Here is a 14,887-nt window from a genome sequence, read left to right on the forward strand (position 1 = left end):
CCGGCCACAGTGTTGTTGGCTGAATTGCCATTCGTTTGCCATTTCCGGCTGGTCGCCACAAAAGCGCGCGCTGAAAAAAGTTCAAAAATATCTCTTACTGTGGCAAGCTTCAAGATGGGTTCACCGGATGGATACGTCTATGCCTCCACCGCCGATTTCGACGCCGATTTCGATGGTGAGCCTGCCATTGCGATCTTCAAGCGGAATTCAATTTCAGGCGAACTGTCTCTACTGCGGAGCATGCTGATCAGCGCCTGGACAGAAATTCGCGATTTGGAGATCTCTTCCGACGGCCTTGAAGTCTATGCGCTCGTCAGCGGCATCGGCTATAGCGCGAGCTTGCTCGCCTTTTTCGAGCGCGACAGTGTTAGCGGCGAGCTCACGCAACAGGAGAGTTTCCAAAGCTGGCGCAACGGCGTTTATGGCATGTTTGACCCGGCAGACTTGACGCTTTCACCCGATGGCCGTTTTCTCTACGTCGCCGATTTGGGCGGTGTCGCCACCTTTGCCACCGGTCGCAGCACTACGACCTTAGTTGCCGATCCCATTGCTGCAACTTCCCCAACCCAATTTTCCCTGTCACAAAATTATCCCAACCCCTTCAATCCTTCCACCACCATTCGTTTCGACCTGCCGCGCCGCACGAACGTCAAGCTCGCGGTTTACAATCTTCGCGGTGAGTTGGTGCGGGTGTTGATCGAGGGCGAGCAGCCTGCCGGCAGCCACCGCGTCGAGTTCGATGCCCGCGGCCCGGCTTCCGGGATTTATTTCTATCGTTTGGAAAGCGAAGGCTTCAGCGCGACGCGCAAGCTGGCGGTGGGGAGGTAGTGTCCCTCCGAAGATGTTCCAATCTCGACTGAGCCGGGGTTTCGAAAGCTTCAAAAGGCAGGGAAACTGCGAAATTTTGCTGCATCCGCCAAGCCATTGCGGGAATACCGTCCGAAAACACCACCGCCCGGGCGCTTCGTCATAAACAAGGACACGTCTTATTCGACCGGTGTACGCTTCGAGGCCAAGCGCCCGGGCGGTTGCTTCATTTCTGGAGGGACACTCTTTGTGTCAAACGCAGGAAAAGCGCTGGCAAAACGCGCTGCGCCGTCACGCGAACGGCTGCACCAGCCATTGCTCCTGCAGCCAGCTTCGCCGTTGCGCCAGCAGGCGCCAGCCGCTGCGCGTGAGGTGCGCCGCCACTTCGGCACTGCGCAAAAAATGAAGCGGCTCACCCAAAATCTGCCGCGCATAATTGCCGGGCTTGGGCGGCGCCGTCGTGAACAGGAAAAAACCCTCCGGCGTGAGCACGCGCCGGCTTTCGCGGAAAAATGCCGCGACATCCGCAACGTACTCGCTCACTCCGATGGCAGTGATGAAATCAAAAGACTGGCCGCGAAAGGGCAAATGCTCGGCGCGCGCCGCCAGCTTCGGCGCAGCGCGCAACCGCGCCAGCATCGCCGGGGAGGCGTCCAAACACACGCGCAGGCCGGCAGGGGGAAGCAACGCCAGCGCATCACCGGTGCCGCTACCCACATCCAAATGCCGGTGAATGGGAAGGGTGATTTGCTGTAGCAATGCGGTGAGCTGCCGGCTTTCATGCCGGAGGATGATGTGCAGCGGTGGCAGACGGCGAATGCGGGAGTAAACCGGAGCCTTGATGTGCCACAGGCTCATGGGAGACTGTAGAGTTTTTCGTGATAGAAGGGTGCCAGCGCCGCGAACAGTGCCAGCTCGAAAGCCTGCTGGCGGTTGAGAAAGCCGCGGCTGAGCACGCCAAAAGCGCCGTCCTGGTTGCGCACGCCGCCACGGCCGGCATAGCGGTCGATGACGGCGCTGAGATCTTCCTTCTTCTCGATCACCGCGTGCGAGATGACGGGCGGCACCGGCATGCTCATCGAGCTGCCGTAGTGGCCAAGGCCGCCGCGTTCGACAAAGGCCCAGCTCTGCAAATGCACCCGCTCGACACGCGCGGTGCTGAGAATGAACAGCCCGCCTTCCAGGCCGATGGCATAATCCACCGGCCCGAATTCGCTCTCGACCAGTTTGCGCACCGCTTCGGCGCGATTGCGCGCGCCGCGGCGGATTTCATGAATCGAGAGCGGCACATCCGACACGCCGCTTTCCACCTCGCGCGCGATGTAGTTGATCTGGCCGGGCCGGTAGCCGAGCAGCGGTGCGACCCGGCTCATCACCTCGCGCACCGCCTCCACTTTGGGTGGCCGCAGCGAACCGATCGCCACCCGTAATTCCCCGTCGTTCATAAAGCCACTCGCAGCAGTAACTGCCGCCATTCTTCCCGCGCCCGGGCGATGAGTTGTGCCATGTCGAGCTGCGGAATCTCACCGTTTTCATAGCACACGCGGCCATCCACCATGGTGAGCCGGACATCGCCGGCGGTGGCGGCATAAACGATTTGTGAATAGACGTCGCCGGCATTGGGCGGCGTTTGATGGACGGTGTCGAGTCGCAGCAGTGTCACGTCCGCCTTCTTGCCCGCCTCCAGGCTGCCGATCTCATGGCGCAATCCCAAACACGCGGCACCTTCAATCGTGGCCATCGCCACCAGCGCCTCGGCGGAGAGCGCCTGCGGGCCGTGACGAATCTTTTGAATCAGCCCCGCCAGTTGCATCTCCTTGAAAACATCGAGACGGTTGTTGCAGGGCGCGCCATCGGCACCCAACCCGACCGTGACGCCCGCACGCCGCAACTCCACCAGCGGCGCGAGCCCGCTGCCCAGTTTCAAATTCGATCCCGGGCAATGCGCGACCGCGCTGCCGTCGCGTGCCAGCATGTGAATGTCTTCCGGCTGTGCCTGCACCGCGTGGGCAAAGCAGCAATGGCTGCCCGCGATTCCCAGATCATGGAAATAGGCCACGCTGCGGCGCTGTTTTTGCGTTTGCAACAGGCGCTCTTCTTCGACGGTTTCCGCAGCATGGGTGTGCACCATGCAGCCATTCGCGCCCGCCGCTTCCGCCACTGCGCGCAACAGGGCTTCGGAACAGGAGAGCGCAAAACGCGGGGCGTAGGCATAACGCAGGCGGCCGGCGGCAGCGCCGTGCCAGTGTTCCCGCAGCCGTTCGCTCTCCTGCAGCGAGGCGGCGGTGGTTTCGCGCAAGCCCGCCGGCGTCTGGTCGCCGAGATCCATCATGCACTTGCCGCCCACCAACCGCAGGCCCCAGCGTTCGGCCTCGGCAAAAACTTCATCATAGTGGTGCACGCTGCCCATGTCCAAGATCGTGGTCGTGCCGCCGGCCAGCAATTCCGCAATGCCCAGGCGCGCCGACAGGCGCATCGAGCCGGCAGTGTGCGCCGCCTCGAACGGCCAGATCTTTTGCTGCAGCCAGTCGAGCAGCCGCAAATCCTCGGCATGATTGCGAAACAACGTCTGACACAGATGGATGTGACTTTGCACGAATCCCGGCAAGAGGGCGCAACCGGTGCCGTCGATTACGCGTGTGCCGGGCGCGGTCGGCGGCACCATGCTGTCCGGTTTGCCGGCTTTGAACAGGCACGCAATGCGATCGTCCCGCACCAGCAGGTCGCCGTGAAAAACTTCGCGTGCCGGGTTCATGGTGACCAGTAAAACATTTTTGAAGAGAAATTCCGCCATCTCTTTACCGACAGATTGCGGTGATTGCACAAGCTGCTTCACCGAGTTTCGCCGGCATGGCAGGGCCATTGCGGCCGTTCGGCCTGCCGCGGGAGCCCCAACCTCCCTGTCTGCTGCTGGAATTCTCCGGAGCTTTTTCCCTGCTGCCGCAATGCCCTCATTTGCCTGCAGGCTGATGGTTCAAGCTCGAATTTTCCGTTGTGATTTTCCCCGCCACAGCAACTGCCGCCACCGGGAGGGGCCTGCGCTCGGAAAATTTCACGCAGTTGGCAACCGCAGTTTTCAACTCAAATGAAAAGGGCCTTGTGTTGCTAAATGTGGGGAACGAATGGCAAACCGCCCGCCGCCGGCACTCTGCACGAATGTCTCACCAGGCAACCGCCTGCTTTCTCATCGTATGCCGTGAGGATGCCTGAACTCGGGCTGCCCGCCCGCATGCAGCACAACAGTGATTCAGCCGCGGCGTCAGGATCAAATACAAACCATCCGCCCACGAAAACAGAAATCCCACGGAAAAAGCCATTTCGTGGGCGTTCATTTGCGTCGGAGAGAAGCCGTGAAGCCTTCGGCAAGCGGGTGACTTTCGAAGTCAGGACCGCTTGACATTCGAAAAAAGTCTTGCTCGACTTCGAACGGAATCACTGTCGGAGTTTTGTGAACACGCCATTTCTTCCAGGGAACTGCCGGCCAGCATGCAAACTTCAGGAAGCAAAAAACTCTCAGACAAAGCCGCCAAGAGTTTTTTGGAGCGACTGCCAAACAACAAGCCTCGGCACCACAAATATCATACAGGCCACCAGGTTGTCCTTCAGGCCCCGGGTGGGTTGTCTGGTTGAAAAATCCCCGCTGTGAAAGCTCACTCCTCTTTTTGATCTGCCACGGCCCGGCCGTGGCCATTCCTGCAGAGAGCATTCACAGGGTCGCAAGATAAAGCCACGGTCAAACCGTGGCGGAACGGTTATTTCTTTGCAAACCCCTGCGGCTTCGTTTCCCTCCATTTTTGGGCTTTTGGATTTTATCGCATCGAAAAAGTTGGCAGCATTGGACAAGAGATATATGCGCTGCATTTTCATTGTGATTTGTCTTGATCAGCGTCCGGAAATTTTGGGTGTTGCGGCATGACGTCTCACGGTTCACCCTCACCGGGAACAGCAGGGAAGTTGAATGATCAGAAGGATGAACAAAAAGTCAAAACTCCGCTTGCGACTGATTTTTATATGGCTTATTTTGGTGAACAAAAAAGCCGCATGAACAAAATCTCCATAAAAGGTCGTGGCACTTCGCTCAACCCGGGCAATCGTTTTGAAAAGATGAGGGTTGAAATCGATCCGGAGTGGCTGGAACAAGAGGGCTTGCCGCCCGCGCCAACCACCTACTTCATCGACAACAGCATTTCGATTCTCTCGAAAAACGACAGCCCGGATATTCCCTTCACCTACAGCCTCAACCCGTACCGCGGTTGTGAGCACGGCTGCATTTATTGCTATGCCCGGCCGACGCACGAATATCTCGGCTGGTCTTCCGGGCTGGATTTCGAAACCAGGATTCTGGTGAAACCCCGGGCGCCGGCGCTTTTGGAGAGGGAGTTGTGCAAGCCCGGCTGGCGGCCGCAGGTCATCATGCTCTCCGGCAACACCGACTGTTACCAAATCGCAGAACGGCGGCTGTGCCTGACGCGCGGCTGCCTGGAAGTGTTGCTGCGCTATCGCAACCCCGTGGGCATCATCACCAAGAATGCCCTGATTCTGCGCGACCTCGATTTGTTGCAGGAGCTGGCACGCCTTGATCTGGTGGCGGTGACGCTTTCGATCACCACGCTGGACAATCAGCTTTGCCGCAAAATGGAGCCGCGCACTTCGGCGCCGGAAAAACGGCTGGCCGCGATTGCCCGGCTGGCGGCGGCGGGCATTCCGGCGGGCGTCAACTTCGCGCCGGTGATTCCGGGACTCAACGATCATGAAATGGCGGCGGTGCTGGCGGCGGCTGCGGAACGGGGTGCCACCCATGCCGGCTACCTTCTGCTGCGACTCCCGCACGCGGTCAGCGAGCTGTTCAAAAATTGGCTGGCCGTGCATTATCCTGGGCGTGCCGCCAAAGTGCTGCATGCGCTGGCCGGGATGCGCCAGGGCAGACTCAATGATCCCTGCTTCGGCTCACGCATGACCGGTGAGGGCGAACACGCCGAAACGATCGCCAGGCTGTTTGCGGTTTGCTGCCGGAAGTACGGGCTCAACCAACACGCCTTGCCGCTGAGCACCGGTCATTTCCGCCGCCCGCAGGCGCAGACGGATTTGTTCGGGCACACGTAGTGAATATCAGCACCCCCTCCCCGGCCTTCCTAGGTGACCAGCAGCCGCAAATACGTCAGCGGTGAGGCCAGCGCCTCTTTGGGCGCTTCGTTGGCCATCATGCTCGAAATCCATTGCGCCACTTCGATGCTTTTCGCCGCTTTGCCGATCACCAGATTGAGCAGCGTCCGAAAGCGGCCGATGCGCTGCAGCATGAAACTGGTTTGCAGCTCGGGGCCGATGGCCTGCCACAAGGAATCGGGATACTGCTGCAGACGGGCGCTGGAAAAATCGCCCTCGGCACAGGCCCGGGCGGCCACCTGCGCGGCGAGATGCCCGGAATAGATGGCATTGCTGATGCCCTCGCCGGAGAAGGGATCGATCAGGCCGGCGGCATCGCCCAGCAGCATGAAACCGGGACCGTGAATCTGCCGGCGCTTGCTGCCCAGCGGCAGATTCCACCCGCGGATGTCCTCCAGCGGCTGCGCCCGTTCGAACCGCTTTTTGAAATGGGGGGATTGCGTGGCCGCCAGATGCGCCGCGCGCAGGTTGATTTTGCGCCTGCGGATTTCGGAATGCAGCATGCCGATCCCGACATTGGCCAGGCCGTCTTCGAGCGGGAAGATCCAAAAATAGCCCGGCAGCACGTCCTCGACGAAATGAATCTCGATGTAATCGGTCAGCCCGCTCACCCCGCGGTAGTAGCAGCGCGTGGCCACGCACCAGTGCCGGCTGTCGTGTTCATAAAGGCCCGTGCCGCGCGCCACCACGGAATCGAAGCCATCCGCACCCATGACGAGCTTGGCGTGGAACTCGCGCTGCCTGCCGCTGTCACGCTCACGGCCGCTCACGCCCACCACGGTTTCGCCTTCTTTCAGCAGTCGTTCAACGATGAAGCCTTCCGCACAGCCACTGGCCTCCCGCCGGGCCGCGCTGAACAGCACATTGTCGAACACCAGCCGCCGGCAGACGTAGCCATGCACCGGTTGTTGGGATTTCGGCGGGGTGAAAGGGATGCTCGCGGTCCTGCCGTTGGGTGCGGAAAAAATGATGCCGCGGGCTTTGATTTTGGGCACGAGTTGCAGATCCGGCTCCAGGCCCAGTTCCCGCAGAAAGCGCAGCCCCTTGCCGGAGATGGCATCACCGCAGATTTTGTCGCGCGGGAATTTGCTTTTGTCGAGCAGCAAAGTCTGCAAGCCGTGGCGGGCGCAATAGAGCGTGGCGGTTGCACCCGCCGGACCGCCGCCCACCACGATGACATCGTATTCCTCCCTGCCGTTGTTCAAATTTCCTCCTCCAGACTCTTGTCGGTATAAATGGGAAAGCAGCAGCGGCCCTCGCGCCGGCAGCCATGATGCGCGGGATGGTAGCAAGATTTGCCGAAATCGGCAAGCCCTTTGATTTGCCCCTTGTTTTCCCGCGCGCATGCCCGTATTTTGCAACCACAGAAAGGATGAACCACGTGCCCAATACCAAACCGCCGGTTGCTTCGCTGAAGCGCACCAGCCGCTCCTGCTTTTCCGTTCCGCGCACCGGCATGCGCCGCCGCAATGCCGGCGTCCTGCAAACGACAGTAAAGGAGAAGGCGTGCGGGAATCGCAACACGAGAAAACTGGTGATCTCCCTGCTAACCGCCATGCTGTTGATGACGCTGCTGGCGCATGGCCGGCTTGCAGCGCAGGATTGCTCCCGCAAGGCTTCGGTGCCGCCGGCGGCAAAAATCCGCACAGCATCAGTTTGCCACGAAAATACTTTTATAGTAGACGCTTCAGGGTCGATGCCTGAAAGCACTATTATGAAGGCGCATTTTCATTCGGAGGGGTGCCGCGCGCAGCATGGCGATCACCATGAGGAGGCCGTTGCGCAGGCTGCCAGTCAGCAGGTGGACAAGAGGTCTGCGCTGCGTTTTCATCGCGATGGGCGGGCAAGCGGGCATGACTATTACCCGGGAAAAAATTCCGAGCGCGAGGATTTTTTAAACCGCCAAGCCGCCCAGCACGCGAAGCAATACCAGCCTGGCGTTCTTCGCGACCTGGCGGTTCAAATTCACCACGCAACAATCGCCCGCGCCGCGGCTGAGGCCTCCGTTGCAACCGGGATGCGTCGCGGTCCACTGCCGGCGCGCAATCAATTTCCCACAGTGTTACCCTTCTTGCTATTCAGCTCGGAGCCGGCGGTGACTCAGCCTCCACAGCGGTTGCGGGTTGGTCTCACGTATGATCGCGCCAACACCTTTGTCAAATCCGGCGGCATCGTGGAGCAGCTTGACTCGCCGGGCCGCCGCAACCCTTTTACGGCGGCAACGGTGCAGCGCATCGTGCATAATCAGCCGGCAGCAGATGCCTTCCTGCTCGATTGCGAAGTGAGTCGCTGGACGCTGCGCACCGAGTATGCGCCGCTGGCGCAACTCTCGTTCGCCGCCGAGCTGCCGGTGCTGCGTGTTGGCGGGTACTTCATGGATCCGGTGATCGAAGGCTTTCATCAGTTCTTCAGTCTGCCGCAGGGCGGCCGGCCGGCATTTCTGCGCCACGATACAAGCGTGTTTTTGTATTTCGATCAACAGCTTTTTTTCGGGAACGGGCCGGATTTGGCGGGCATCGGCGTGGGGGATTTGTCGCTGCTGGTGAAAAGGGAGTTTGCCACCGGCGGGAAGTGGCGGCCGGCTCTGGCCGCAAGAGCGGCGCTGGAGTTGCCCACCGGCAGCGCGAAAAAACTGCGCGGCAATGGTGCCATCGATTTCGGCGTGGCGCTGTCTGCCTCCTGGGCCTGGCCGCGCCACTGGCTGGATTTGAACCTTGCCGTAACCAAACCCGGCCGCTGGCAGATTCTGCCGGAACTCGAACTGTCTCCAATTTATGCCATCATCTTAATCTACGAGCATGCATTCGGCGAACGTCTTTCTCTTTTGGTTCAAGATCGCCACACCAGCAGTCCCCTGGCCGTTGTGACGCGCGCGGGCATAAGCCGCATGGCGCATGAAATCACCGCAGGCATGAAACTCGACGGCAGCCACGGCCTGCGATGGAGCATTGCCCTGACGGAGAACTACGCCTATTTCAACAGCTCACCGGATTTGGGCTTGCAGGTGGGGGTGGAGGCCGGCTGGCCGAAGTGGTAAGGTTAATGCCTGTCCGCATCGCGAACTTTTGAGAGAATGTTTCTGCAGCAGCTTGGCCGTGGCAGCAAGACACCTAAGGCGGATAAACCGCAACTCAATGGAAATCGCCAACGGATTGAAACAACCCAGCGGATCGACAACTTCACCTCAAGAAGTTTGTCCACCTCGTTGACGAAGGTATAGGGGGGCCAAACCCTGAACCCGAGGAATTATCCCTTTGAGGTCAGCCCGTCGTCCGCGGAAGAGGGTGGCGGTTATCTGATGACGTTTCCAGATCTGGCCGGATGCATTGCAGAGGGCAGAACTTCGGAGAAAGCGATGAAAAACGGCATGGATGCGGCCAAATCATGGCTGGCAACCGCGCGAGAGTTTGGAGATGGCATTCCCCAAACCAGGGTACTTGCCGCGCGGCAGATTCGCGGCGCTTGTTCCCAGGCGCCTGCACACCCGCCTGCTCGCGCTCGCCGAGCAGGAAGGGTCTAAACATGAATGCCCTGATCTCTGCCTGTCTGGCTGAAGCGTTGGGAAAACGCAAAGCGAAAAGGGGAATGGCCAAGCCATGACAGTCAACATGCTGTGATGTTGCTGCCGGCGCGGATTCATGCGCCGAGGAGATCAATGTTTTCGACTGCGAGGCCCGTTGCCCAACGGGCTTCGCTGTTGGTGGGATGACGAATTGGCTGGCAGACTGTGCAGGAAGTATGTGAAACAACTTCTCATTTGCGCTTGGAAAACTCGGCGACAATCCTGTCCACCTCCTCCGCGCTCAGACCGCTGGTGCCGAATTTTTGCGCCGCGGGCTGGGTGGATGTGGCTCCGGCTGTTTCCTGCGGCAGCGGCATGGCCGGCGCCTGGGTGGTGCGGTCGCCGGCGGAGGCTTCCGCCTGGAAGTTTTCCCCCGTCACATTTGGCACGGCTGCCGGGGGCGTGGCAGAATGCGCGGTGCCCTTGCGCGACACTTGCGACGAGAGCGCTTTTTGGTAGGGGAATTCGGCACGGCTGCGCGCCTGCACCGCCACCGCAGGCCGCCAGGCACCGGTGTCGCGCGGTTTTGCCAGCGGCCTGGTTTCCCACGCCACCCGCTTGATATTGAGCAAATGCACCGGCCCGATGTTGTCGCTGGTGATGTTGCCGCCGTATGAGCCGCAACCCAGCGTCATGCTGGGATCGAGGTCCGTGGTGTAGCCCACCGCGCCGAGGGCGGTGGGCGAGTTGACAATGATGCGAAAGGCGGGTTTCTTCAGACCGAATTGCAGAATGATGTCACGATCGTTGCAATGAATGCCGAGTGTGTGGCCGCGGCCGCCGAAGTTGAGCAGCTCGATGCAGCGGTCGCAGCCCTTTTGCCAGCCGTCTTCCACATATAACGCGAGCACCGGCGAAAGCTTTTCCATGGAGAGCGGATACTGCCGGCCCACGCCCGCCAGCCGTGCCACCAGCACGCGCGTGTCTGCCGGCACGCTGAAGCCGGCGGCCGCGGCAATACGCTGCGGGGATTGTCCCACCATCTCGGCGTTGATGCGAAAGTCCGGCGTGACCAGGGCTTTGGCGACTTTGTCCGCCTCGGTCTCGTTCAAGAAGTAGGCCTTCTGCTGGTGCAATTCTTCGAGCACGCGATCGGCCACCGGCGCATCGACCACCAGTGCCTGCTCGGAGGAGCACAACGTGCCCCAATCGAAAGTCTTGCCGGCGACGGCATCCGCCACGGCTTTGGGAATGTCCGCGCTGCGGTCGATGTAAACCGGCACATTGCCCGGCCCCACGCCATAAGCCGGTTTGCCGGCGGAATAGGCGGCACGCACCAGTCCGGTGCCGCCGGTGGCGAGAATCACGGCGGTATCGCGATGGCGCATCAATTCGTTGGTGCCCTCCTGGGTGGGCAGCGACAGACACAGGCACAAATCCGGCGGCGCGCCCGCGCTTTCCGCGGCTGTGCGCATCACGTGCACGGCTTCCAGCGTGCATGCTTGGGCGCGCGGATGCGGCGAAACCACCACCGCGTTGCGCGCTTTCACGCTGATGAGACATTTGAACATCGCCGTCGAGGTGGGATTGGTGGTGGGCACAATGGCGGCGACCACGCCCATCGGTTCGGCAATCTCGATGATTTTTTTCTTCACTTCCTCGCGAATGATGCCGACCGTTTTCAGCGTTTTCAGGCTTGCATAGAGATCGCGGGTGGCGAATTGGTTCTTGATGGTCTTGTCGGCGACCTTGCCGTATTTGGTTTCCTCCACCGCCAGCCGCGCCAGCCGCTCGCTGGCTTTAAAGCCGGCCTCGGCCATGGCCGCGACCACGCGGTCGACCTGCTCCTGGGAAAATTCCTTGAAGGCGAGCTGCGCCGCTTTCGCGCGTGCCACCAGGCTGCGCACTTCCTGCAGGGATTGCAGGTCTTGATCGAGAAGGGCGGACATGAGGGCTCCGGATGGTCGATTCAGCCTTGCACCGCGGACGGCAAAGCGGGCACCGTTGCATGGCGGCAGTTGCCGTCGTGGTCACGCCGCGCTTTGACGGCCGGCAGAAAATCTAACAAAACATGCTTCATTCGCAAGCGATACTTCCTTCCGGCTTGCGCTCTGGCCCTGCGACGCACAGCACTACCGTCATCCCGCACGGACTTTGTGAACGTTGCAGCATTCTCCGGCCGGATCAAGCGAATCCCGTGTCAGCCCATTTGACAAAAATCCCTGCCCGTACCGGGCCTCTTCCGCATGCGAGGACATTGCCGTGCGCGGGAGGGCTCCTGCGCAAGACAGCGCGCGCGGCTCCGGCGTCCTGCCGGGCCGCGGTTCACCTCCCGCCACGGCCGCGGCGCTGCCCGTCATGCCGGAACATCGGCCACTCTTGCGACTGCAACGCTGCGCCGCCGGCCGGCAACACATCGCGCAGGAGATGAATCCCATTGTGTGCGCCGGCAACGATCTCGCGCCGGCCGTTGCCGTCCAAATCAGCCACCAGCGGCGAGGCCTGGACCTCCGCGCCACAGGCAATCGGAAAACCGGGCAGCGGCCTGCCGCCGGCCGTGAAGCCGTGCAGCAGATGATCACCGCCGCCGATGATCACGCCCAGTTCGCCCGCCGGCAGGGCAACCACAGCCGCTGAGCTGTTCATTTCGTACCCCAGACGCACCGGCCAGCCCAGCAGGCAATCGCCGGTGGCGCTCCAGGCATGCACCGCGCCGTCGGTGGTGCTGAACACCAGGTCGGGTTTGCCGTTCTGATCGAGATCACTCACCACCGGGTTCGCATGAATGCCCCTGCCCACCAGTCGCGGAAACGGCGGCAACGCGCTGCCATCCAGTTGCAGCACATGCAGCAAGCCGCTTTCGTCGCCGGCGATGATTTCCACGCGGCCGTCGCCATTCAAATCCGCCAGGCTGGGCGGAGCCGGCGCATCCATCGGCAGGCGAACCGGGAAACCGGGATAAGGCGCACCGGAGAGATGCCAGGCATGAATATAACCGCGGCTCGCTTCGCCGAGGGTCAGGGTGGTGATCACCAGCAAATCATCATGCCAGGCGGGAGTCGCCATGGCCCAACCTTGCATGCTCTGCGGCCAGCCGGATGCGGGCCGGCCGTGCCGGTCAAACAAGAACATTTGTTCGCGGCCGCCAATCGCGAGCAGGGAATCCGCAATGATCACCGGCGAAGACCAGAGGCGATAGCCGAGGTCGATCGGGAAGCCGGCAACGCACCTCCCGTCGCGCTGCCAGCCATGCAAACGGCCGTCATTGCCGCCGATGAAAATCTCCGGTTGGTGATCGCCGTCCACATCCCACAATGCCGGCGAGGAAAACGCACCGCCGGCAAGACGCTGCGGCCAGTTGGGCAGATCGCGCAGGGAATCATCGAGCACGTAGCAAAAGCCGTCGAATGAGGCGATGACGATCTCCAGACGGCCGTCGCGGTTGAAATCTCCGGCCGCGGGCGAGGATACGGTTTCCGCGGAGGTGGCGCGAAAGAAATGGCCCGGCGGGAAGTTGTGTTGCTCGCAACCGATCAACAGGAATGCGACGATCGCGGCGAATCTGCTGCCTGCGCGGTTGAAGTGCCGGCGCATCGCGGCAAAGGCTGAAGGCTGGTTCTCGAGTTCCATACTGGTCTTGCTGCCGGCATCCTGCCCATGTCGGTGCCGGACGCCGGAGGAAAAGAGGGCTCTCCGCCTCCGCGAGGCGCCGTGCTGCGGGGCGTCGCGGCTTTAAGTGAGATGATGACTGAAATATTCCACCAGCTCCCACTTCAACGCGGACGGGTCAATGTCAAAATCCGCGAGCCTGGCCAGCGACAGCCACTGCACCAGGCAGTTGTCTTCGGGCGGCCGGGCGTGATTGCGGGGCAGTTCCGCACTGTCCGTGCTCGCGAGGAAATACCAATCCGCTTTGTGCGGCTGATGATAGGGCCCGAACCTGCGTTGCAGGGCAATCGTGAGGCCGAGTTCTTCATGCAATTCCCGCTGCACCGCCTGCTCCGGCGTTTCATTGGGTTCGATGCCGCCGCCGGGAATGCGCCACACGTCACGGCCTTTGACGAGGCAATGATAGGTGAGCAAGTGCCGGTTGTGCACCAGCACGGCGCCGGCGCGCGGTCGCCCCGGCTGCCAGTTTTCCTGCGGTTGCGGCAAACGCCCGCCGATCCAAACCGGAAAGCGGGCGGCCACGGCCCCGCCGGTTTTCTCACGCACCCATTTCCGCACCAGTTCACGCGTGACAAAGTCACGGCGCTGACGCGAGAAGCGAAACAGTTTTTGCGTGGTGAAAAGTGCCTCGGTCAGGCCGCCGTAATGCCGGGCCAGCTCGGGCACGCCGTGTTCGGTGTAATAGGCGGTGCTGCGTGCAGCCGCGGCGTGCGCCGCTTCGGCGGTGGGATAGACGGGTGAATCCATCACGAGGAATTGCCCGCCGGGCCGCAGCACACGCGCCACTTCCGCGAAGCATTGTGTCAGATCGCGGGCATAGTGCAGGCTGGCGTTTGCAATCACGAGGTCAAAACTGGCGGAAGCGAGCGGTGGCTGCTCGAGTTCGGCTTGCACGGCAAGAAAGCGCCGCTGCTCCGCCGGCAACGCCGCCAGGCCATGCGGCCCCGCGTTCACGTCCAGAGCGAGCACGGCATGTTGATCCGCGAGCCGGCGGCTGAGCCAGCCACTGCCGGCGCCGAGCTCCAAAATGCGCAGGCTGCGGCCGCCGTGGTTTTGCTGCAGCCAGCGCAGCAGGAATTGAAATGACTGCGCCCGCCGCCGCCACTCGGCGACATGGGTTCCGCTGAGATCGCAAAACGGCAGATGCTGATAGTAGCCGGGCACCGTGCTGGCCCAGCCTTCGCGCAGCCGCAACTCATCGTATTGCGCGCAAAAAGAGGCCACTGCGGCGCTGCGCTCCGGCACGAGCAGACGGGGGATGCCGTGGTGAATGTCAAAGTTGCTGCCGCATCGCCGGCAGCACAAGATTCGCGCCGGGCCGTCGGCAGCCAACTCCAGCGGCCCGCGACAGACGGAACAACGCAAGACCCCGAGCCAGTGATAGATTTGTTCATGCATGGACAATTCGTGACACCGATGCAGACTCCTCACATGCATCGTTTGCAACCGTGCCGGTTCCGGGATTTCAGTTTGTCAACCCGGCAGGCAGAAAGCCTGCGTTATCACCTGAATTTTGCCTGGGAAGAAATTCTCAGGCGCAAAGCTGAAACTGCCGGAAGGCGGCTGCCCACCAATCGGGTGATAAGCCGGTCTTGGCCGACTCGAGCTTGCCCGCGATTTTCAATCGCAGGCAGTGAGGGCAACACGACCCATGCAAAATGCGGGCATCAACAGCGGCAGAGGTGAGACTGCAGGCCTTTCATGGATACTTGGATACTTGCGGCATGCCCACGAACGCGCACGAGG

At 61.3% G+C, this 14,887-nt stretch carries 11 protein-coding genes; 4 read left to right on the plus strand and 7 right to left on the minus strand.

Features of this window, described 5'->3' with window-relative positions; all coding sequences use genetic code 11:
* Positions 1 to 114: 114 nt before the first annotated feature.
* Positions 115 to 828, plus strand: a complete 714-nt coding sequence (locus ONB52_19080; GenBank protein MDZ7418234.1) for a T9SS type A sorting domain-containing protein — start codon at positions 115 to 117, stop codon at positions 826 to 828.
* A 270-nt stretch (positions 829 to 1,098) separates the two neighbouring features.
* Here the strand turns inward: ONB52_19080 and ONB52_19085 are convergent, their stop codons facing one another.
* Genes ONB52_19085 through ONB52_19095 form a run of 3 tightly spaced genes read right to left on the minus strand, consistent with a single transcriptional unit; the run spans position 1,099 to position 3,601 of the window.
* A complete protein-coding gene (locus tag ONB52_19085) occupies positions 1,099 to 1,665 on the minus strand; it encodes a class I SAM-dependent methyltransferase (protein ID MDZ7418235.1) in 567 nt (188 codons plus the stop codon).
* A complete protein-coding gene (locus ONB52_19090) occupies positions 1,662 to 2,252 on the minus strand; it encodes an inosine/xanthosine triphosphatase (protein MDZ7418236.1) in 591 nt (196 codons plus the stop codon). Before ONB52_19090 ends, ONB52_19085 begins: the two co-directional genes overlap by 4 nt.
* Positions 2,249 to 3,601, minus strand: coding sequence for a 5'-deoxyadenosine deaminase (locus tag ONB52_19095; protein MDZ7418237.1), 1,353 nt, complete (start codon positions 3,599 to 3,601; stop codon positions 2,249 to 2,251). Before ONB52_19095 ends, ONB52_19090 begins: the two co-directional genes overlap by 4 nt.
* A 1,247-nt stretch (positions 3,602 to 4,848) precedes the next feature.
* On the opposite strand from ONB52_19095, the gene ONB52_19100 reads away from it, so the two are divergent.
* A complete protein-coding gene (locus ONB52_19100) occupies positions 4,849 to 5,910 on the plus strand; it encodes a PA0069 family radical SAM protein (GenBank protein ID MDZ7418238.1) in 1,062 nt (353 codons plus the stop codon).
* Positions 5,911 to 5,939: 29 nt separating this feature from the next.
* Here ONB52_19100 and ONB52_19105 read toward each other — a convergent pair whose 3' ends face one another.
* Positions 5,940 to 7,175 (minus strand): geranylgeranyl reductase family protein, encoded by a 1,236-nt coding sequence (locus ONB52_19105; protein ID MDZ7418239.1) that lies wholly within the window; start codon positions 7,173 to 7,175, stop codon positions 5,940 to 5,942.
* 509 nt (positions 7,176 to 7,684) lie between these two features.
* On the opposite strand from ONB52_19105, the gene ONB52_19110 reads away from it, so the two are divergent.
* Both ONB52_19110 and ONB52_19115 read left to right on the plus strand, forming a co-directional pair.
* Positions 7,685 to 9,007 (plus strand): DUF3187 family protein, encoded by a 1,323-nt coding sequence (locus ONB52_19110; GenBank protein MDZ7418240.1) that lies wholly within the window; start codon positions 7,685 to 7,687, stop codon positions 9,005 to 9,007.
* 261 nt (positions 9,008 to 9,268) lie between these two features.
* Entirely contained in the window at positions 9,269 to 9,490 is a 222-nt protein-coding gene (locus ONB52_19115) for a type II toxin-antitoxin system HicB family antitoxin (GenBank protein MDZ7418241.1), read from the plus strand.
* 233 nt (positions 9,491 to 9,723) lie between these two features.
* Here ONB52_19115 and ONB52_19120 read toward each other — a convergent pair whose 3' ends face one another.
* The 3 genes from ONB52_19120 to ONB52_19130 form a co-directional block, all read right to left on the minus strand.
* Positions 9,724 to 11,421 (minus strand): aldehyde dehydrogenase family protein, encoded by a 1,698-nt coding sequence (locus ONB52_19120; protein MDZ7418242.1) that lies wholly within the window; start codon positions 11,419 to 11,421, stop codon positions 9,724 to 9,726.
* A gap of 376 nt (positions 11,422 to 11,797) precedes the next feature.
* Positions 11,798 to 13,102 carry a VCBS repeat-containing protein gene (locus tag ONB52_19125; protein MDZ7418243.1) on the minus strand — a complete coding sequence of 435 codons (1,305 nt, stop codon included), beginning with the start codon at positions 13,100 to 13,102 and terminating at the stop codon, positions 11,798 to 11,800.
* A 102-nt stretch (positions 13,103 to 13,204) separates the two neighbouring features.
* Positions 13,205 to 14,539 carry a methyltransferase domain-containing protein gene (locus ONB52_19130; protein MDZ7418244.1) on the minus strand — a complete coding sequence of 445 codons (1,335 nt, stop codon included), beginning with the start codon at positions 14,537 to 14,539 and terminating at the stop codon, positions 13,205 to 13,207.
* Positions 14,540 to 14,887: the final 348 nt, after the last annotated feature.

Source organism: candidate division KSB1 bacterium, assembly GCA_034506255.1.
GTDB classification, from domain to species: domain Bacteria; phylum Zhuqueibacterota; class Zhuqueibacteria; order Zhuqueibacterales; family Zhuqueibacteraceae; genus Coneutiohabitans; species Coneutiohabitans thermophilus.

Coding starts and splice junctions, on each gene's coding strand:
- ONB52_19080 (MDZ7418234.1), top strand. CDS start 115: ATGGGTTCACCGGATGGATACGTCTATGCCTCCACCGCCGATTTCGAC.
- ONB52_19085 (MDZ7418235.1), bottom strand. CDS start 1,665: ATGAGCCTGTGGCACATCAAGGCTCCGGTTTACTCCCGCATTCGCCGT.
- ONB52_19090 (MDZ7418236.1), bottom strand. CDS start 2,252: ATGAACGACGGGGAATTACGGGTGGCGATCGGTTCGCTGCGGCCACCC.
- ONB52_19095 (MDZ7418237.1), bottom strand. CDS start 3,601: ATGGCGGAATTTCTCTTCAAAAATGTTTTACTGGTCACCATGAACCCG.
- ONB52_19100 (MDZ7418238.1), top strand. CDS start 4,849: ATGAACAAAATCTCCATAAAAGGTCGTGGCACTTCGCTCAACCCGGGC.
- ONB52_19110 (MDZ7418240.1), top strand. CDS start 7,685: ATGAAGGCGCATTTTCATTCGGAGGGGTGCCGCGCGCAGCATGGCGAT.
- ONB52_19115 (MDZ7418241.1), top strand. CDS start 9,269: ATGACGTTTCCAGATCTGGCCGGATGCATTGCAGAGGGCAGAACTTCG.
- ONB52_19120 (MDZ7418242.1), bottom strand. CDS start 11,421: ATGTCCGCCCTTCTCGATCAAGACCTGCAATCCCTGCAGGAAGTGCGC.
- ONB52_19125 (MDZ7418243.1), bottom strand. CDS start 13,102: ATGGAACTCGAGAACCAGCCTTCAGCCTTTGCCGCGATGCGCCGGCAC.
- ONB52_19130 (MDZ7418244.1), bottom strand. CDS start 14,539: ATGCATGAACAAATCTATCACTGGCTCGGGGTCTTGCGTTGTTCCGTC.